16 protein-coding genes are annotated in these 20,098 nt (G+C 42.9%); 2 read left to right on the top strand and 14 right to left on the bottom strand.

Annotation, left to right across the window (positions count from 1 at the left end; translation table 11 throughout):
* Positions 1-5 precede the first annotated feature (5 nt).
* From ACMXYX_RS04610 to ACMXYX_RS04575, 8 genes are all read right to left on the bottom strand, one after another.
* Positions 6-1,199: a glycosyltransferase gene (locus ACMXYX_RS04610; RefSeq protein ID WP_415897734.1), complete on the bottom strand. Its 1,194-nt coding sequence runs from the start codon at positions 1,197-1,199 to the stop codon at positions 6-8.
* A gap of 140 nt (positions 1,200-1,339) precedes the next feature.
* Positions 1,340-1,618 (bottom strand): HlyU family transcriptional regulator, encoded by a 279-nt coding sequence (locus tag ACMXYX_RS04605; protein ID WP_415897733.1) that lies wholly within the window; start codon positions 1,616-1,618, stop codon positions 1,340-1,342.
* A 30-nt stretch (positions 1,619-1,648) separates the two neighbouring features.
* Positions 1,649-2,512 (bottom strand): aminotransferase class IV, encoded by an 864-nt coding sequence (locus ACMXYX_RS04600; protein ID WP_415897732.1) that lies wholly within the window; start codon positions 2,510-2,512, stop codon positions 1,649-1,651.
* Positions 2,513-2,527: 15 nt separating this feature from the next.
* On the bottom strand, positions 2,528-3,373 hold the full coding sequence (locus ACMXYX_RS04595; RefSeq protein ID WP_415897731.1) for a DUF4392 domain-containing protein: 846 nt from the start codon (positions 3,371-3,373) through the stop codon (positions 2,528-2,530).
* Between the two features lie 33 nt (positions 3,374-3,406).
* A complete protein-coding gene (locus ACMXYX_RS04590) occupies positions 3,407-4,351 on the bottom strand; it encodes a biotin-dependent carboxyltransferase family protein (protein WP_415897730.1) in 945 nt (314 codons plus the stop codon).
* Positions 4,348-5,025: a 5-oxoprolinase subunit PxpB gene (pxpB, locus tag ACMXYX_RS04585; protein WP_415897729.1), complete on the bottom strand. Its 678-nt coding sequence runs from the start codon at positions 5,023-5,025 to the stop codon at positions 4,348-4,350. The genes ACMXYX_RS04590 and pxpB overlap by 4 nt, the downstream gene beginning before the upstream one ends.
* On the bottom strand, positions 5,022-5,756 hold the full coding sequence (locus ACMXYX_RS04580) for a 5-oxoprolinase subunit PxpA (RefSeq protein WP_415897728.1): 735 nt from the start codon (positions 5,754-5,756) through the stop codon (positions 5,022-5,024). The genes pxpB and ACMXYX_RS04580 overlap by 4 nt, the downstream gene beginning before the upstream one ends.
* 39 nt (positions 5,757-5,795) lie before the next feature.
* Positions 5,796-6,584 (bottom strand): putative hydro-lyase, encoded by a 789-nt coding sequence (locus ACMXYX_RS04575; RefSeq protein WP_415906541.1) that lies wholly within the window; start codon positions 6,582-6,584, stop codon positions 5,796-5,798.
* A gap of 300 nt (positions 6,585-6,884) precedes the next feature.
* Here ACMXYX_RS04575 and ACMXYX_RS04570 point away from each other — a divergent pair, with 300 nt between their 5' ends.
* Positions 6,885-8,477 carry a GAF and HD-GYP domain-containing protein gene (locus ACMXYX_RS04570; protein WP_415881924.1) on the top strand — a complete coding sequence of 531 codons (1,593 nt, stop codon included), beginning with the start codon at positions 6,885-6,887 and terminating at the stop codon, positions 8,475-8,477.
* 4 nt (positions 8,478-8,481) lie between these two features.
* Here ACMXYX_RS04570 and ACMXYX_RS04565 read toward each other — a convergent pair whose 3' ends face one another.
* Both ACMXYX_RS04565 and ACMXYX_RS04560 read right to left on the bottom strand, forming a co-directional pair.
* Positions 8,482-10,674, bottom strand: coding sequence for a CHASE2 domain-containing protein (locus ACMXYX_RS04565; RefSeq protein WP_415897726.1), 2,193 nt, complete (start codon positions 10,672-10,674; stop codon positions 8,482-8,484).
* A 3-nt stretch (positions 10,675-10,677) separates the two neighbouring features.
* Positions 10,678-12,936, bottom strand: coding sequence for a GspE/PulE family protein (locus tag ACMXYX_RS04560; RefSeq protein WP_415897725.1), 2,259 nt, complete (start codon positions 12,934-12,936; stop codon positions 10,678-10,680).
* Between the two features lie 65 nt (positions 12,937-13,001).
* Here ACMXYX_RS04560 and ACMXYX_RS04555 point away from each other — a divergent pair, with 65 nt between their 5' ends.
* Entirely contained in the window at positions 13,002-13,760 is a 759-nt protein-coding gene (locus ACMXYX_RS04555) for an MBL fold metallo-hydrolase (RefSeq protein WP_415897724.1), read from the top strand.
* A gap of 14 nt (positions 13,761-13,774) precedes the next feature.
* Here the strand turns inward: ACMXYX_RS04555 and ACMXYX_RS04550 are convergent, their stop codons facing one another.
* The 4 genes from ACMXYX_RS04550 to uvrB all read right to left on the bottom strand — a co-directional run bounded on the left by ACMXYX_RS04550 (position 13,775) and on the right by uvrB (position 19,888).
* Positions 13,775-15,520, bottom strand: a complete 1,746-nt coding sequence (locus ACMXYX_RS04550) for a FecR domain-containing protein (protein ID WP_415897723.1) — start codon at positions 15,518-15,520, stop codon at positions 13,775-13,777.
* An 11-nt stretch (positions 15,521-15,531) separates the two neighbouring features.
* A complete protein-coding gene (locus ACMXYX_RS04545; RefSeq protein WP_415897722.1) occupies positions 15,532-16,836 on the bottom strand; it encodes a surface lipoprotein assembly modifier in 1,305 nt (434 codons plus the stop codon).
* Between the two features lie 112 nt (positions 16,837-16,948).
* Positions 16,949-17,752: a FecR domain-containing protein gene (locus tag ACMXYX_RS04540; protein WP_415897721.1), complete on the bottom strand. Its 804-nt coding sequence runs from the start codon at positions 17,750-17,752 to the stop codon at positions 16,949-16,951.
* A gap of 111 nt (positions 17,753-17,863) precedes the next feature.
* Positions 17,864-19,888, bottom strand: coding sequence for an excinuclease ABC subunit UvrB (gene uvrB / locus ACMXYX_RS04535; protein ID WP_415881931.1), 2,025 nt, complete (start codon positions 19,886-19,888; stop codon positions 17,864-17,866).
* Positions 19,889-20,098: the final 210 nt, after the last annotated feature.

The following is a 20,098-nucleotide window of genomic DNA, read 5'->3' as shown; positions in this document are numbered from 1 at the left end:
CTCTCTTATTTTAATAAGGACGTAATCCTCTTTAATAGGGTACCTACCGAAGAAAGTGCATCCCTGCCTTCATATTTTTTAGCTATTTTCCCTGCACTGTCCGTAAAAGAGGTATCGGTCAATAAGCGAGAGAGCACTTTTTTAACGTTCTGCTGATTTATATTTCCAGCTATTGTTAAACCAGAGCCTAAGCTTTTTACTAGCTCCGCATTCATTCTTTGCTCCATATGTGTAGGAAGTAACAACAAAGGGGTCCCAAAAAATAAGCTTTCTGTAATTAGACCTTTTCCTGCATGACAAACAACTAAGTCAGCGGTAGGCAATAGTTCAGGTGCATTGATTGGATCTAAACTAAACTGAATGCCTTTTCGGCTGTAAGTTTCAATCATTTTTGGCGGAAACCCCATGCCGTAACAGATCACTTCACAATTTTCTGCCAATAAAGCGTCTAGTGCTTCAATTACCCCATAGTGCCCCATGGTCAAGTAAACAAAGACACGTTTTTTATTACCGCTCTTCCAGTTTATTGCATTAACACCTTGCTCTGTAATTTCGAAATTAATATAGAGGCTCTTATCAGGATTTCTTTTATAGGGATCCAAATCAGGCAAGGTTGAAATTATTGCTAGGTCGTACTGATAAAGGTCAGATAAAAACTGTACCCGATGGTATCCAAATTGATCACAGATACAGTTGATTAAGCCAACTATTCTACTCTCCATCAATTTGGTTAATTTGGCTGCATCCTTTAGGTCTGTTCGCATCACAGAACATGGAGATCCAGGTACGAGCTCTGAAAATCCACTACCAATAATTACCTTAGGACAAGCCAAGTTTCGGGCAGCTAACATAGCGCTCGGAGCATAATCGAAAATGAGTAAATCAGGTTGAGTTACTTTGAATATGCCATGCCAACTTCTTACTATTCCCCTAAGAACCTTTGGGCCTTGGAAACCTCGATTTTGCAATATGCAGGGTAATGACACAGTTGGTTGCTTTTTCGATGGCAGAGTTTTAAAACTAGGAGCAGGCAAAATCAAAAGGGATTCAGGCAAATCAAACGCATCTAAATTAGAAGGGTCATTCAATACAAGAGTCAAGTTGTGACCAAGAGCATCTAAGCGATTAATCAAAACAGCTAAACGCGATAAATGTCCTAAGCCCGCGCCCAACTCCCATGCGACTACAATATTTGCCATGCATCCTTACCTAAAACAATCAGTGTAAATTACAAATTATGATACCGACTGTTAATGACTTTGTGGAGCTGAGATCAGGGGCAATCAATTAAACTCGCCTAGAGACTAATTACCCCTCGAACTGCACAAACTGAGTAGTATTAAAAGATGCTATCGCCCTGCTGATCGATCATACACTTTGCTTTACGCACCATTTCATCCGCGCATTGAGTTTCATCCATCAAAACATCTGCACGGATAAAGCGATGAGACTGCTCGGCCTTTTCGATCACACCATTGACTCGATACCCCGCATCTTCTGATATCGGCATAGGCTTTATGATATAGCCGTTGTATTCCACCTCGGTACAACTGCTCGTTGTTTCTGGTTCTGTTTTATTTGCTGTGAACAACTCGCTGATTTTTTTAATCAGAGACATTTAAATAACCTTTGAAAGATTGATTACGTATCAATATGAAAATTTTGCTGCGGTATAAATAGCAAATGCCTTTTCCCAGATTCCACCTACTTTACCATTGCCTACAGGCTGTCCATCAAGTTGTGTAACCGGAGCGATCTCTTTAGAAGAGCTGGTGATCCATAATTCATCCGCAGAACGCACCTCATCCATCGTAATAGTTCGCTCCTCAACGGGAATTGTTCCATCTGCTTTTAAGCTATCAACAATAATCCGGCGAGTAATCCCCGGCAGGATCTGATTATCTAACTTAGGCGTCAGTACAACACCATCTTTGACGATGAAAACGTTACACGCACTACCTTCAGTAAGCTGATGATCTGCGTTATACAGTAGCGTTTCATCGCTACCAGCAGAGTAGCCTTGTTGAAAGTGGATTACGTTTCCCAACAGGGCCGTCGATTTAATATGGCAGCGTTGCCACCTTAAATCTTCTGTACTAACCAAACTGTATTGAGTTACTTTTTCTCGATCGACCGGTTCTGGGTCTTTGATCGCGAAAGTGTATGCAAATATGGTCGGCTCTACACCTGCAGGATATGCATGGTAGCGCTTATCGTCCGTACCTCGGGAAACATGCACGTATACCCCTAAGTTATCGGCTTGATCATTGTTTTTATCGATCAGATCATTCAGTAAATTACGCCATTGTTCAGCGGTGAGCGAGCAATCAATTTCGATCTCTGCCAAGCCATTTAACATACGTTGGATATGTAAATCTAAACCAACCGATTGTCCCTGATAGTAAGGTATCACTTCGTAGATACCATCACCGAAGAGGAAACCGCGGTCTAAGGGCGAGATACGTGCTTCTGACAACGGTAGGAAATCACCATTAAGGTATGCAATGCTCATAGAGATATCCTCCACTTATTCTTTTACCAAACCAATAATCTGCCTTAAATCATTGATCACGCTTTGACCTTCGGATGCCGGCAAACCGTCTTCAGTTAACTCATTTTCTCTTGTCACACCGTCGACGCTGCCTAATTTGGAAAGATAGCGAAGTATTTCCAAGGGCTGTATATCGGCAAAGAAATCTCGATGGTTCCAAAAACTTAGAAAAGCAATTATGCCGTAGGCTCCCCAATTAGATACATCTGTAATCAGTAGCTCATCCACTTCGGTAACAGATGCCTTTATATCGAGATTTTGAAGCGCATCTTTGACATTACCCATACCTATTTCATTACCACCATCACCAATACCTATGGTTGGACATTTAGCATTCAGGATAAAAGTATCAAAACAGGCAGTACGAGCGCTGATGTTCTCACCGCGCATATTGTAATAGCGGCCATCTTCAGCCTGACCTGGACGCTCAATAGAGATCACAGCTTCGGGGTTGTATTGATACAACGCTTGGAAAGCTTCCAGTGTCCGCTCTTTATGCTCGCCCACACGAATTTCATGAACTCTATAATCAGGCATCAGCGCCTGAGATACCGGTGGACCACATACTATAACGGGTGTTGCGCCAATTACTTCTAACACTTTATACAGCGCGATCGCACCTACCGGCCCATCCGTTTCAAAAGTATCCACAACGGGGAAGCCCGTTCCAATCAATACATGCCCTCTGCATCGATTAAGCATTTGAGCTGCACGCAGGTAATAGCCAGATTCCAACTCGGGCTGGATCGTTTGCATGCCACGCAAATTTCTAGCAACCAATAGATCTTCGATCTGCTTACTTATCGTGGTTTCATGTGGCATAACGGCACCTATACAACTGATACTTGTGGATCGCTAATTCACTTTATCTGGCTCGGTTCGTTCAAATTTTTTCTGCGTTAATGATTGAATATTGTGCGCATCATCAATCGTTATCTGCTCAAACGAGACTTTGGCACCGGGCATCATTTGCGCCATTTTTGCAGTATCTAATGAGAGCATAGAGCCAATCTTTGGATAGCCCCCAATGGTTTGTCGATCATTCAGTAAAACGATTGGTTGTCCGTCTGCCGGGATCTGTATGGCACCATGGCAGATTCCCTCCGATAAAATCCCATCTACCGACGCTTTAACTTCAGGACCTGATAATCGATAACCCATTCGGTCGGCACGATCAGTAACTTCATACTCGCTACTAAAAAATATGCGCTTATCGTGTTCGCTAAAAAGATGCTGTTGATAACCGCAGATAACCCGCAAGCAGGCATATTCATCGTATTGTGGTCGATGATGCTCCGCTAGACGATAGGCTTTAGCCTCGTTTACTTCTGTACAGTATAGAAAATCATCTTGTTGAAGCTTGCCGCCATCTATACCGCCGACACCTTCTCTCATAACGGTCGCGCTACTGGAGAAATTATGCTCTATCTGAAACCCGCCACTCACCGCTAAATAAGCTCTCGCACCTTTAGTTGCGAAGCCTAACTCGATCCGATCCCCTTGCTGGATTTTCTGGGCATGCCAACACTCTCTTTCTAGCCCATTAACCTTAAACGGGATATCTGCTCCGGTCACAACCATGTAAGTATCAACATGGGATTCCAACACCAATCCGCCAATACTGACTTCTAGTAGAGAGCTATTTAGGTCATTGCCTAATAAACGATTAGCCCATTTAAAGGCCTGCGCATCTAGAGGCCCACCGGTCGTTAAACCAATACGATGGTGACCAAAACGGCCTGCATCTTGAATAAGTGTTAACAGGCCCGGCTGCAATACTTTAAAACCCGTGTCACTCATAACTGTCCGCCTAACGCGAGATATTCGTCTCGGGTAATTGGCTTAAACGTCACTCTATCCCCAACCTTAACCGGCATATTCGGTTTTTTATCCGGCGTAAACATTTCAGTTGGACACAAACCTATCAAATTCCAGCCACCTGGAGATTCAGCTGGATACACGGCGGTCTGCCGATCAGCAATGGCTACCGCACCTTTAGGTACTTTTTGTCTGGGTGTGGATAAACGCGGCGCAGCGATTCTAGGATCGACCTCTCCTAAATAGGCAAATCCTGGGGCAAAACCTATGGCATAAACTCTGTACTCTTGTTGGCTATGAATCTTAATAACTTCATCCACATCCAAATTCGCATTTTGAGCCAACATCTCTAGGTCAGGGCCCGATTCCGGACTGTAATAAACAGGTAAAAAAACTAGATCTCCCACCTGCTGTTCAGCTTGATCGAGCTGAGAGAGTAACTCACGGAGGTGTTTTTTTATTTCCAGATGATCACAGCTAAACAGATCGTAGATCACTAACAAAGACGCATAGGAAGGGACGAGATCGACTAGCTTACCGGCCAACTCTATCTCTAAGACAGAAACAGCCTGCTGCACTTTGGCAGAGGTTTCTGGGCTGGCTTTATCACCAAAATAGATGATCAGCGCATTTTCCCCTGCTACTTCTATTCTCATGACTGGATTAACTCTCGGATCTCTTGGATTGCATTAACGCCCTCCATATTATCCCCATGTACACACAACGTATCGGCCTGCAGTTTAAGTTGATGGCCATTTACGGTTGTGACGGTGCCAATCTCTTTGAGCTGGCGTACTTGAGCCAACATTTTCTCTTTGCTATGAACTGCGCCTGGAAGTGAACGTGACAAAAGCTTGCCATCATCGGCGTAGCAACGATCAGCAAATATCTCAAACCACAGTTCGATACCTATCTGCTTCGCTTCTTCCCGATGTTGTTCCGCCTGTGGAGTACTTTGCAACATCAACCTTAATGGTTTGTGGTAAGCCGCTATAGCACGCATCACATCTTGGCGAATTGAAGTATCCGCCATCATATCGTTATACATCGCACCATGAGGTTTAACATAAGTAAGCTCTAGTCCTACACTGGCTGCCATCCCATCTAATGCAGAGATCTGATAAAGCAGCATCGATGTCAGTTCATCAGAGCTCACTTTTAGACTACGTCGACCAAAGCCAACAAGATCAGGATATCCCGGGTGCGCACCAATCATGACGCCGTTTTGTTTGGCGAGTGCCAATGTTTTCTGCATAACCAACGGATCACCGGCATGAAAACCACAAGCGATGTTTGCCTGATCAATATGCGGCATCACCGCTTCATCTAGTCCCATTTTCCATGAACCGAAGCTTTCACCTAGATCACAATTTAGCTTTAAACTCATTCAGTATTCCTTAAATCAAAACCTTCAATCACACCTTGATCAGAAGATGGCAAGGCGGCTATTGGGTAGGTCTGTCACGATCATATGGCCTGGGCTGTGAGTAATACAGAACGAGGGTTTGGCCTGTTCTATTGCAACTTGCGGCGTTACCCCACAGGCCCAAAAAACGGGCAGCTCGCCCTTTTTAATTGTGACCGCATCGCCAAAATCAGGGTTGTGAATATCATTAATACCGATCTCTGTAGGATCACCCAAATGTAGAGGCGCGCCATGGACCGAAGGGAAACGGCTACAGATTTGAATAGCTCGTATCGCATCTGCCGCCTTCATTGGTCGCATACTGACAACCGTATCACCACTAAAACAGCCTGCGGACTTACAGGGGATATTGGTTCGATACATTGGGACGTTAACCCCTTCAGTGATATTTCGGATCTCTAAACCATCCGCCAATAGCGCTTCTTCGAATGAAAAGGAGCAACCTAGAACAAAGGTGACCAGATCATCTCGCCACAATTCAGATACATCTGGCAGTTCTTCGATTAACTCACCATCCCGATAGACTCGATATTTAGGAATATCAGTACAGATATTTAGATCTTCCCCTAGACTCGGCAACATAAATTCACCCGGTCTTTCAGACATACCAATCAGGGGACAAGGCTTAGGATTTAACTGACAAAACTGTAAAAAATCACCGGCATAATCTTTAGGCAAAATAACCAAATTACCTTGTACAAACCCCGCCGCAACTCCGGAGGTGTTATCTTGAAATTCTCCTCTACGAATCATCTGACGTATCTGCAATGGTGATTTATCTGAATACATAATTGATCCTACTTGCTACTAAGAAACCTTTGAAAAAGCTCTATACGACTCAAGCTAGCTACGTACCAAGTTTAGCCATAGGGTCATAACAAGATGATACGTTTGAACCATTTATCTAAGTATGTACCCGATATAGAAATAAAGTCACTATTGGACTGATTTAAAAGTAATTTACTGTTCTTAATGAAAGGTCTTACTTCTATTTAGTGCTAAGATGATCAAATAGATAACCAATCTTTTAACACTATGTCGCATTCTAAAACCATTTAGATGCATTTTGGATTTTATATTGGAACCTCTATGAGTTACTTAGACACTCAGGAAGTCGTTAAACAATTAGCCGATCTAACAGGCGCTTTAACATCTGAGAAAGATCACTCAAAACTGCTAGATCGTATTATTTTGGGGTGTATGTACCTAACCAATGCGGATGGCGGAACCCTATATACTCTTAATGAAGATAATGAAAACGAGCTAAAATTTTCTGTTCTTCATAACCGTTCTTTAGGCATTCATCAAAAGCCTCGCGACCTCCCTGCGGTAGAGATCCACAATGCTCAACAACAAGCCTCCAAACTAGTTGTGGTTCAAACCTTCGTCCAGAGGGAAACCATCAACATCCCCGATGTATATGACTGCGACGACTATGATTTTTCAGGAACACGTAAGTTCGATAAGCAACTAAATTACCGTTCAAAATCCTTTTTATGTGTGCCTTTACAAGACCATGAAGGGGAAATAATCGGTGTATTGCAGTTACTTAATGCTATGGATAATGATGGCAACATCATTGCCTTCCCAGATACCCAACAGCATTTAGTCGAATCTTTGGCATCACTTGCAGCTGCAGTATTAACTAAACGCCGCTTAATCGATGCTCAAAGAATGTTATTTGAGTCATTCATTAAATTGATTGGCCGTGCAATAGACCATAAGTCACCCGTTACAGGTAAGCATTGTGAACAAGTACCAGAAATAGCCATGTTAATTGCTTCAGCAGTTAACAACGCAACTGATGGAACGTTTGCTGATCTTAGCTTTAATGACCTAGAGATGTACGAGTTGCGGATCGCAGCATGGCTTCACGATTGCGGCAAGATTACCACGCCTGAATACATCATTGATAAAGCAACAAAACTACACACAATGTTTGATCGGATAGATCTGGTTGAATCCCGTTTTCGAGAATACAAACAACATTTGCAAATTGAGTTACTGCAACAACAGATGCAACTATCAACTGAAGAATATGCATCTGCTGAGCAAAAGCTGACCGCTCAACTACAACAGCTAGATATCGATTTCGATTTTATTCGTAAATCTAATACTGGCTCTGAGTTTATGGCTCCTGAAGACAAAGCACGAGTGGTCAGTATCAGTGAGATAAGCTGGATTGATAGTGAAGGCAACGCACGCCATCTACTCTCTAAAGATGAAGTGGATAACTTATGTATCAGTAAAGGCACATTAACCGATGACGAACGTCAAGTGATGCGCGATCACATAAAAGTTTCGATCGACATGCTGGAATCCCTGAAATATCCCAAACAACTATCCGAAGTTCCTGAAATTGCCTGTAACCACCATGAGCATATGGATGGCAGCGGTTATCCTAGAGGGATCACAGCAGAAGATTTATCAACACGTGCGCGAATTATGTGTATCGCTGATATTTTTGAAGCACTGACTTCACCTGATCGCCCTTACAAGAAAGGCATGCTGCTATCGCAAGCAATGACTATCTTGGGTCGGATGGTGGAAGATAATCATCTGGATGCAGATCTATTCAAGCTGTTTGTCGAAAGCGGTACATATTTAGAATATGCTCAATCGCATATGACACCACGTCAGATCGATGAGTTTGATCCAACATCCCTACCCGGCTTAAATTAATCGTTTATTTGCTGGTGTGGCTATAAACGCCACGCCAGTCAGCAGTTGGCGGAACATCTTTGAATTCGGCAATACGGTGAAGATAGATTCGTGTCATCTTGTCATCAGGGTGATCTAAAAGGAATTGCCCAAATCGTTCTTCTGCCAAAACCCACTCTTTTTGAACATAGGCCGCTATCGCTGAAGAAAAGAGTTCGATACTAGATTTCTGTTGAGTAGTGCACGCTTCACGCAAACAGATAGGTTCATAGATATCTACAGGCTCACTACGACCTTTAACCTGTACGCGATCCAGCTTCCGATAACTATACTCCGGCACCAGAGATACTACTTCTCCACTAACTAAAAGTGGTGTTCCATAATATTTGGTCAGCCCTTCCAGCCTTGAGGCAAGGTTTACTGCATCCCCCATCACGGTATAAGCCATACGGAAACTCGATCCCATATTACCCACATTCATTGGACCACTATTAATTCCCATACCTACGTCAACGGTCGGTAAGCCCTCTTGTTCAAGCTGCTTATTCAATTCAGGTAGAGCATCCAGCATCTTCATCGCCGAATTCAATGCATTACGGGCATGATTCTCATCTTTCAGTGGCGCGCCCCAAAAGGCCATCACGGCATCACCAATATATTTATCTACAGTGCCACGTTGCTCATGGATTATCTGAGTCATACCTGTGAGGTAAATATTCATCAATCGGGTTAATTGCTGCGGATTAAGCTGCTCAGACAAACTAGTAAAACCACGCACATCAGAAAAGAACACACTCATCTCACGGTTTTCACCGCTGAGCTGTACGCTTTGATCTTGCTCACTCAACTCTTCCACTACTTCCGGGGGAATATATTGACCAAACTGAGTTGCCAATTGAGCTATATTGCGTGCCTCGAAAAAGTAACCTGTGGTTTGCTGAAAGAGATAAAGTACGGATACTAGAATTAAGGTGTACCCTAACGGAATAACCCAAAACATCTGTTGCCAAGCGTAAAGATTCACACCCACCAGCATAGCAACCCAGACTAATGTGAATAACGTCGAAGTTAAAACAGAAACGCGTGGAATGATCAACGAGAGTAAGACACCACTCACTATCAACTGTATAAGCTCAACACCCAAAGTGTAATCCGGTTGGTGTTGGATACGTTCATCCAGCATCCCGGATAATATATTTGCATGCACTTCTACCCCCGAGTAACGGTTACTCATTGGGGTAACTCGCAGATCCAACAAGCCAGCAGCGCTGGTGCCGACAAGGATAATCGCTCCTTCCAACTGTTCTGCATCGGCCGTGCCGCGCATTACATCGGTAGCTGATATATATGGGAAACTACCTTGAGGGCCTCGATACGGTACAAGTACCGCACCATGTTGATCTACTGGAATACGCACCCCTGCAGCATCGACAGCCACTAAGGCGTCTTGCTTGCCAGTGACATCCGACTCAATCACTGCAGTCACAGCTTGCTCTCCAAACAACGCCAAAAGCATAGAAAGCGCTAATGAGGGATAGTATTCATCCGCATAACGTTGCAACACCGGTACACGACGGTAAACACCATCTGAATCCACCATTGGATTATCAAAAAAGCCGTTCCATACGCTTACACTATGAAGTTCATTAAGGCTGGAGATAATTCCACTCGCTTCAGGTATGGGTAACCGATCTAAGCGCTCATCATCACTAATGACCGGACTACCGGGATGACCTATCTGCAGTTTTTTCAAACTTCGGTCAAAAAGATATCCTAACACGACAGGACGATCGGCAATCGCTTTCGAGAAAATAGCGTCAGAATTTAATTTTTCCAGAAGCTGATCTAAAGTTTTCTCTTTTGATTCTGATGCCAGTTGTTTAAGTGCAGATAGATCGACACTTTGATCAGCCTCTGAGAAGACCATATCAAAACCAACAATAGCTACACCGTATTGGTCGAAAAGCTGGTCCAACATTAGCGCCAACTTAGCTCGGTTCCAAGGCCATCGCCCTTCGGCGGCCAAACTTTTCTCATCTACATCGACAATAACAATGCGTGGATCTTTTTCCTCAGACAAAAACTGTCGTAACCGCAGATCATAGAGGTCATATTCAAAACGCTCTAACAGCTCAAGTCGATTCCCCTGAATCACGGGTATTAGCATCACAAAAGTGAGTACTAGCCCTAAAACAGTTCGTATCCAACGTTGTTTCATCGCTTATTCTGCCGTCACTCTGCGCAGTTGATCGAAATCGATGTCGCCTTTAAGTACTTTCTGTATCCCATCCTGCAGTAGGCTACGCATACCATCTGATATCGCTTGTTGACGAATTTCGCCAATTGTTGCGCCTTGGTAGATTTTTTCTTTCATCTCCGGAGTCGAAATCAATAGCTCGTGGATACCTGTGCGCCCTCGATACCCAGTATGGTTACATTCCTCACAACCTACAGCTTTATAAAGCTCCACCTTATTTCCCATAATCAGTTCACCCGCCTGCTCACCGTACCGACGCAGCAAAAAAGCGATCTCATCATTTGAAGCTTTATAGGCTTTACGACAACTTGGACATAGCGTTCTTACTAGACGCTGAGCCAGTACACCTAAGAGAGCATCGGAGAAGCTGACGGGATCTATACCCAAATCAAGCAAACGGGTAATGGTTTCAGGTGCAGAGTTGGTGTGCAATGTTGATAAAACTAAGTGACCTGTTAACGATGCTTCTACTGCCGCATGGGCAGTTTCTTGATCACGCATCTCACCAATCAGAATTATATCTGGGTCAGCACGTAAAAATGCACGCAATGCCGCAGCAAAGGTAAAACCAGTTTTTGGTTGTATCTGGACTTGTTGCAGACCGGGCTGTGTAATTTCAACAGGGTCTTCAGCCGTCCAAATTTTCTTTTCTGGCGTATTCAAAGTAGCCAGCAGCGCGTGCAGGGTGGTAGTTTTACCTGAACCTGTTGGTCCTACTACCAATAAAATACCGTGAGGGTTTTCCAGTAATTCTTTAACTCCGTCTTGAATTGACTGAACAAAATTAAGCTGATCAAAAGCAACGGGGTCACCGCTTTGCAACAAACGCATAACAACACCCTCGCCATTCACGGTAGGTATTGTCGCAACACGAACTTCTAGAGGATGGCCTTGTAAACGCACCGCAAACTTTCCATCTTGAGGTAGGCGTTTTTCAGCAATATCTAGACGAGACATAATTTTGATACGCGATACTGTTGCTTTAGCATGCGTCGCAGGGACCTGAATGATATCTTGGCAAACACCGTCTATACGCATACGAACATTAGTCGGTGTTTTACCTTTTCCTGGTTCAATATGAATGTCAGACGCCCTAAGCCGCTTAGCATCCAGTAATACACGGTTAACTAAACGAACAACGGTTGAATCTTCCTCTGAAACTTCATCGTTTTCCGCAACCGTCTCATCCATATCCATCTCAGCACTATCATCTAACTCATCGAGAATGGTACTGAGGTTGGCGCTATCCTGCTTCCCTCCTGAAGAAACGACCCCTAGATACTGATGAATATCATCTAATAAACCAACACATATATGAGCATCTCTTTGACCTACTACATTTTTAATTTCGATCAGACGCTTAGTATCATTGGGGTCATCAATTAAGATTAAGACCGTCTCACTATTCTGCTCAGACAATAAAACAAGATTACTATTACGCAGATAAGCCTTATTTACCTTTTCACATAAAGGGTGGAGAAAATATCTTTCTGGGTTATAAGCAACAAAAGGGACTTGATAAAAGCACTCTAATGACTGCCCTATTTGCTGGCTAGTCAGTCTGGCATTGTCTCTCAACAATCGTGTCAGTGGCGTTCTAGCATCAGCTTTCTTTTCTAATTGATCAAACACTTTCTGTTCAATTAGGTTTTGCTCTAAAAGGTATTCAAACGGTGTTTCTGTACAACCAAAATCATAACGGAACTTTTGCCCAAGTAGCTCAGCAAATTGCCGCCCTCTTTTTAAATCAATCGCTGAAAAAGATTTACCATCTTGCCGATTTATTATCTGTATGACGCCTAATAGTACATCTTGATACAAAATAGGCAGGACTAACATCGAACGACTAGTGAACTCTATATTTTTCTCGAAGGAGGCATTAAAGCGTAAAGAGGGATGTATTTTTTCGAGTTCCGAAGAGTCTCGTACATCTTTGATTGTTATTGCTTTTTTACTTAGTGCTACAAAGCCTGCGATAGATGATGCTGTAATAGGCACACGAATTTCAGTTAAATCTTCACCTGTCTTAAAGCGGGATACAATATCCTTGCTCGAGCGATTTCGTTGGTATACGGTGATACGCTGAGCATTAAACAAAGCGAGTAATGTCTTTTCGACCAGAGGGTAAGCTTCTTCAAAGCTTTTAGCCTGATGGATCTTACTCAGCACTTTAGTTAAACGAGAATAAAACTGCTGTGTATCCTTTTCTATCGCTTTTGTCATGCTCTACTACCATAATGTCAGTATTATAGTTTTCTAATTAAAGATAGCCGCACCAGAGGTGGGAAGTGAAGCTGGAAATTCTTGGTTGCAGTGGCGGTATCGGCCATGGTTTAAAAACAACAACATTTTTATTAGACGATTCCTTGCTAATCGACGCTGGTACAGGTGTTGAACTGTTAAAAATGGAACAAATGCTCGCAATTCAAGATGTTGTTATAACCCATGCTCATTTAGACCATATTATTGGCCTTCCGCTCATGTTAGCGACTATTTATGACCGACATAAAAGTCCTATTAACGTTTTCGCGTTACCTGAAGTAGTTGAAGCTCTCGAAACACATATTTTTAACTGGACCATCTGGCCTGATTACACCTGTTTACCTGAAGATAACCCAATCATTAAACTTCACTCAGTAAATGTAGGAGATAAATTAACCCTACAAGGAAAAATGATCGAAGTTATCCCTGCAGTACATCCTTCGCCCACTGCAGGCTACTTAGTTTCGGATGGAGAAGCCTCATTTGCCTTTAGTGGTGATACAGGTATCAATGACTTGCTCTGGCCCATTCTTAATACACAAAAGCCCGATCTACTAATTATCGATGTATCATTTACTGATGAAGTAGACGAACTCGCTCGCTTGAGCGGTCATTTAACACCTAGTCATCTCGTCAACCAGTTAGCCCTGTTAAACCATCCTACCCGTATCATGATTACCCACCTTAAACCAGGATTTGAAGATACGATTATGCAACAGTGCCGAAAATTATTACCGAACTGGCAGATAGACCGTTTACATCACGGTGATATCATTAATTTATAAAACACCATTCCTAATTAAGGAGATAGCTTTCCTTCTAACAAAATAGTCCCAGAAATTGTTCCTGTAGTCCCACTTCCAGCATTTTCGCCAGTAGCTCCATAACTGGTTACAGCACCTTCTGCAGCATCGCCAACAAAATCAATTGTCATCCGCCCTGACATATCTGTATTAGCACCACAATCGCCACCTGAACATGTACCGGATATTTTAACGTCATTGCCATTTAGAATATTATTCAAACTCATGTTAGCATTTGCGTCTTCTCGCAATAGATAGTTTCGCCCTGCCACATTTGCTTCTATACCAATTTCTAATAACTGTTGCCTATCAAAGTCTACTCGGAAATACGTACCGCTGTATAAATGACCTCCAGAGCCCGGACTAGTGGAGAAATTATTTAATGAACCGGTAGCTCCTGTTTCAATTTGCGGTGACGTATAACCTCCTGCTGTCGAACTTAGGCGGTAAACATAATCACCTGTTTTGGCTGTAATAACTGAGGCTGGAGTCAGACTATCTGCATACATAAAGTGAAAACTTCCTATAGTTTCCACTTCAGAACCATCTTCTATCACCGTGTAATCAGTCCCCCAACGTCCCCAAGTAACATTTACTCCTCCAACCTTCTTAGTAGCATTGTCCGTAAGGCTTGCAATAGAGGCAGGGCCAGTAAAACTACAAGGTGTGCAGTCATTATCAGAGGATGTACTAGAATCAAAATAGACTAAACCTGTCATCAAATCCCCTGATCCTAGATTACTATCAATAGTAATGGCCGATTGACCGTCAACTAATACCCGACCAGAACTTCCATTTAAACCTTTTAGAGCGTCATACCCTGTAAACGCAACAGCCACCATACTTCCTAAAGGAGCAGCAGTACCAGAACCTGTAGGGTTAGGAGAGGTTAGGGTTGAGTCCTGCGTATTAGCTTCAGACACAGGATCACTTGCTGGAATAGAGCTATCAAGACTGTTACTTGTCGTTGTTACTGTTGTACTTAAATCCAATGTCGTTGCAGAATCATCACTACTTTCCGCTCCGGAAGAATCGCTTGTTTCTGTTTCTTGAGAGTCTCCTGAGGTAGCCTCATCAGTTTCGGAAGTTGCATCACTCTCTTCCTGTCCGTCAGTCTCTTCTTCTGTACCCGATGTTTCGCTACTTTCTTCGGAACTATCTGCTACTACAAGTGTTTTAAATTCATTAATTTTGCCTTTAGGGCCTAGTAGACTAAAGGATCTACCTGCAGAAATATCTCGGTTATCCCCCTGCTTAGCTGCAACATTTATTTTACCTTGGTTAACAGAACCACTTATTTTTTCACCTACTTTTTCAACGCTAAAGTCTGTGCCTCTAATACCGATTGTCGCAACAACAGCATCCAGTTGATAATCGCCCTTATCCACCTTACCAATTTGACCCGATATAGTTCGCATACCACCTTTCAGTAGCTTATAAATTGCTTTGCCATCTTCGGGGTTTGTCTCATCAAAATGGTAATCATCAATTTTGAATTCGGTATTAGGTTTTAAGGACAAACGAGAGCCGTCTGTGAAGCGAATCTGCAAGCGGCCATTGTGACTGGTTTTTAGTACATCATTACTAAATACTTCAGATTGACGCTTCAAAGCACGCTCGTCACCTGACGAAGAGACCGCAATATTCTGCCCAAAACTAAGAATGACTTTACCGACACTTCCCGTAGCATGAGAAAAACTGCTAGCTATTAGCATGAAAGAGGCAAGTATAAAAAATCTCATAAATTATCACCTCACTGGAAATTGTAACGAAGCCCGAGCATGACCTGCTGTCGGTCATACTCATACAGTTCAATATTTGAATTAGATTTCGTAAAGCTATAGTTTCCTAATAAAGTCCAAGAAGGATCTACAACCCACTCAAAATTTAGATTAGCTAACATGTATTTATCATGACGTTTCACGCCATAAATCCAATCATTGCTAGCATATTCACTTCCTTGATACGTAAAAGAAGGTGTAAATTTCAGATTCTCTTGTGGGCTAAATTGAACGCCTATATTTCCACCAAAAAAGACTCTATCGACTTGTGAATCCGACAATATATTGGACTCTTCAGGTGTTTCATTACCTATGAACCCTCCGACAAAATAAAGAGGGCTCCATGCCCCTGTTCCAGCATAAAGGTAATTAACCCCTGCATTTAATTGCAGAGCATCCTTCCAATCTGCATCATCATAAACAAGTGAATTAGCGCCAACGAAGAATTTAGCAATTGAATTACGGCTAACCTGTGTACTCCACTGACCATTTACACTAAACATATCGCGGTACTGTTTACGGTCTAACAGGTACTTTTGTAGAGAAATATTAATCTGAAACTGCTGATCATCCATTTTCCAAAGGTGACCACCATTAATCGTAACATTCTTGTAATCTTGTTCATCTTCCGCATGATAAAAACGCATATCTGCATGTGCTCCAAATAGAAGAGCAGCGTCTGGGCTATACGCGTGTTCTATAAAGCCACCAAGACGAACCTGATTAAACTGGTCGTCTTTGCCTAATGCATCATTACTTAAAATAACGACATTGGTCTGATCATCAGGTCCTGCGTTCAGATTACTATCGTAACCCGCCCACATTTCAACAAAGCTTGTGAACTTAGTTGGAGGAATTGTTGTTTTCTTATCGATAAGGGAGAGGTACTGCTCGATACGATTGGCAACTACCTTTGGAGGGTTAACCTTTTTCACTTGTAAGAATAGCTGCTCAGCTTTCTCATACTGATTTAAAAGGTAATAACCTCTCGCTAATTCAAGTTTTGCTAAAGAATTATTCGGTTCTAAAAAGATAACGCGTTCAAGTGCAAATACACCTTCACTAACGTGCTCACTATCGATCGCTGCGACCCCGTACTGCATATCGAAAGCAGGGTCACCTTCCAAACTATCTAGGTGAGACAAGGCTAATTGATAGGCTTGATTATACTTACCCTGATCAACTAAATTTTTCAGATCAGTGACTGTATCAGCCACTACAAATGAGGAAAGGCAATATAAGAAAATCGCAGACCCATACTTAGCTAACTTGCCCACTCTTAACACTCTCCCAGTTTAAGAGGATATAAAAATTCAAACAGTATCAATGTTTTGAGATTAGTGCCATCTCATAACCATACTATTCGTAGGAATATAGTATATAGATCAATTAGGGATAGGTTCTTTCATTACGATTTGGCTGAGACGTTTTAGCCCCATCGCCCCTAGGTGTAGTATCCAGATCTATATTAGGCGTAACATCTAAATGCAAATCCGGCGTTTCATCCACGTTCATTGCAGGTATATGACTATTCCCTGTCTCAGACATTAAATCAGGCCCCATATCTTGGAATAATTCAAACAGTTTGAAAGGCGTTTGGCGGATTTTTAAGTTGCTACCGTCTCCACCAAGAAAGAAATAGCGCCCCACCTTAATCGGCGCCTTAATTGAGTTGTTACTGACAACTATTTCCCCTTCTAAGACATACCCATAGAGGCCCATTTGCGCCCTCGTTGTTTCTTGGCAGGTTTTATCACAATAAAACAGGGTGTAGTGAGTCCCTCTAACACCTATGGTAGCTATAGGCGTGTGGACCTTATAATTCTCTTTATTGTTATCACTGATTGCACCCGTCAACGTTCGCAAACCGCCCTTTAAAAGGCGATAAACCGATTTACCATCCTTAGGATTACTCTCACTAAAACGATATTCTTCAACATTAAAAAGGGTATCAGGGCGAAGAGAGAGGCGTGAGCCATCCGTAAAACGAATCTGTAAGCGCCCTTTAGATCCAGTAGCAATACTATCAAGAGAGTAAATTTCAGATTTCCGCTTCAACAGCCTAACATCGCTCTTAGGCAACTGAGCTGTATTGCTACCCACACTTAACAGTACATGCCCAGCTTTTTCTGCAGACATTGCGCTTGGCGAAAACACAACAGCAACAACTATTGGCAGTAGCCACTTAATCATCAATCTAACTCCATTTATAAACTACAAGCTTGTTTTCCAACCAGCTGTCGGTTTAGTAATCAGTGTAGCCAAGCTTTATCCAAATGATAAAACTTCAATCCTGCATCAATATTAGTTAACAAAAGTATGCTGTTTCAGTGTTTGTAGCTCGTCTCTATATTTAGCGGCCAATTCAAATTCCAGATTTTTCGCCGCTTCATACATTTTATCTTCGATCTTAGTAATCGCTTTAGATAGTTCTTTTGGTGATAACTGCGCCGCATCATCCACTTGATATTCGGCAGCCTGCTCCGCTACTTTCTTAGCTGTGCGAGAAGCTTTGCGGCCAGGCACGGTACTCGCCCCTTCCATAATATCAGCCACAGATTTACTGATACTTTGTGGCACAATACCATTCGCTTCGTTAAAGGCGATCTGCTTTTGACGACGACGTTCTGTTTCATCCATAGAACGCTGCATCGAACCGGTAATTTTGTCGGCATACAAAATAGCCCTACCGTTGACATTACGTGCTGCACGGCCGATTGTCTGGATCATGGAAGTTTCTGAGCGTAAGAAGCCTTCCTTATCCGCATCTAAGATTGTTACCAAAGACACCTCCGGCATATCTATACCTTCACGAAGCAAGTTGATGCCGACCAGAACATCAAACTCCCCGATCCGGAGATCACGGATAATTTCGACACGCTCAACTGTGTCTATATCTGAATGTAGGTAACGTACTCGGACATCATGTTCATCCAAATATTCGGTGAGATCTTCAGCCATACGCTTGGTTAAAACGGTAACGACAACACGTTCTTTCTTAGCTACCGTTAACCGTATCTCAGAAAGAAGATCATCCACCTGCGTTGACGCTGGGCGCACCTCAACCACAGGATCAACAAGTCCTGTCGGTCGTACCACCTGTTCCACCACCTGCTGCTGATTTTCTGCCTCGTATTTACTCGGTGTTGCTGATACAAAAATCATCTGCGGCGATTCACGTTCCCACTCTTCAAACTTCATAGGACGGTTATCCAATGCCGAAGGTAGACGGAAACCGAACTCAACTAATGTTTCCTTACGGGAACGATCACCACGATACATAGCGCCAATCTGAGGAACAGTCACGTGAGATTCATCCAAGACCAGCAAAGCATTATCGGGAAGGTAATCAAACAAGGTCGGCGGCGCCGCGCCAGGATCACGACCTGATAGATAACGGGAGTAGTTTTCTATACCCGAGCAGTAACCCAACTCCATGATCATCTCCATATCATATAGGGTACGTTGCTCTAAACGCTGAGCTTCGACGAGTTTGTTATTCTCCCGTAATTGCTCCAGGCGCTCACGAAGCTCATCTTTAATTTTATCCACAGCCGCCAAAAGCGTTTCTCGGGGCGTTACATAATGGCTCTTCGGATAAATCGTTGCCCGTGGCACACGTCGTAATACTTCACCGGTCAAAGGATCGAAGTAACTGATCTCTTCGATCTCTTCATCGAACAATTCAATGCGAACTGCTTCTTTCTCCGATTCTGCTGGAAATATATCGATGACATCACCACGCACCCGGTAATTACCACGGTGAAGTTCAACATCATTTCGTGTGTATTGCAGCTCTGCTAGGCGACGCAGAATCGCGCGCTGGTCAATGATATCGCCACGATCCACATGAAGCATCATGCCTAGATAGGATTTTGGGTCACCTAAACCATAAATTGCAGAAACCGTTGCAACAATAATGGCATCGTCTCGCTCCAACAATGCTTTAGTTGCGGACAGACGCATCTGCTCGATATGGTCATTTATCGATGCATCTTTCTCGATGAAGGTATCAGAAGAAGGTACGTAGGCCTCCGGTTGATAGTAATCGTAATAAGATACGAAATACTCAACCGAATTATCCGGAAAAAACTCTTTAAATTCCCCGTATAACTGGGCAGCCAAGGTCTTATTGTGGGCCATAATAATGGTGGGACGCTGGACCTGAGCGATCACATTCGCAATAGTGAACGTTTTACCTGAGCCCGTTACACCCAAAAGAGTTTGTGAGGCCAAACCACTATCAATGCCATCAACTAACTCTTTAATGGCCTGCGGCTGATCACCTGCGGGCGTAAACTTCGAGTGGACTTTAAATCGTTCTTTCATTCTGCGACCCAATTTCGAGCAAAGCTGAGCATTATATCTCAGCAGCTGCTACTTTTACTTGCATAAATACGTATTAAAAAGACCGCTCTTAAGAGAAAAAAGTTTCCTTTAATCAATTTATTGATCTGAAAAGGTATTTTTTCGCTCAAACAGGATTCATGCGGGCTACTGTTTGCTGTATCATGTGCGGGTTTGGAAACTCCCTGCTAA

The organism is Neptuniibacter sp. QD72_48, assembly GCF_047778065.1.
GTDB lineage: Bacteria > Pseudomonadota > Gammaproteobacteria > Pseudomonadales > Balneatricaceae > Neptuniibacter.
This window is presented reverse-complemented; position numbering and strand designations above follow the sequence as displayed.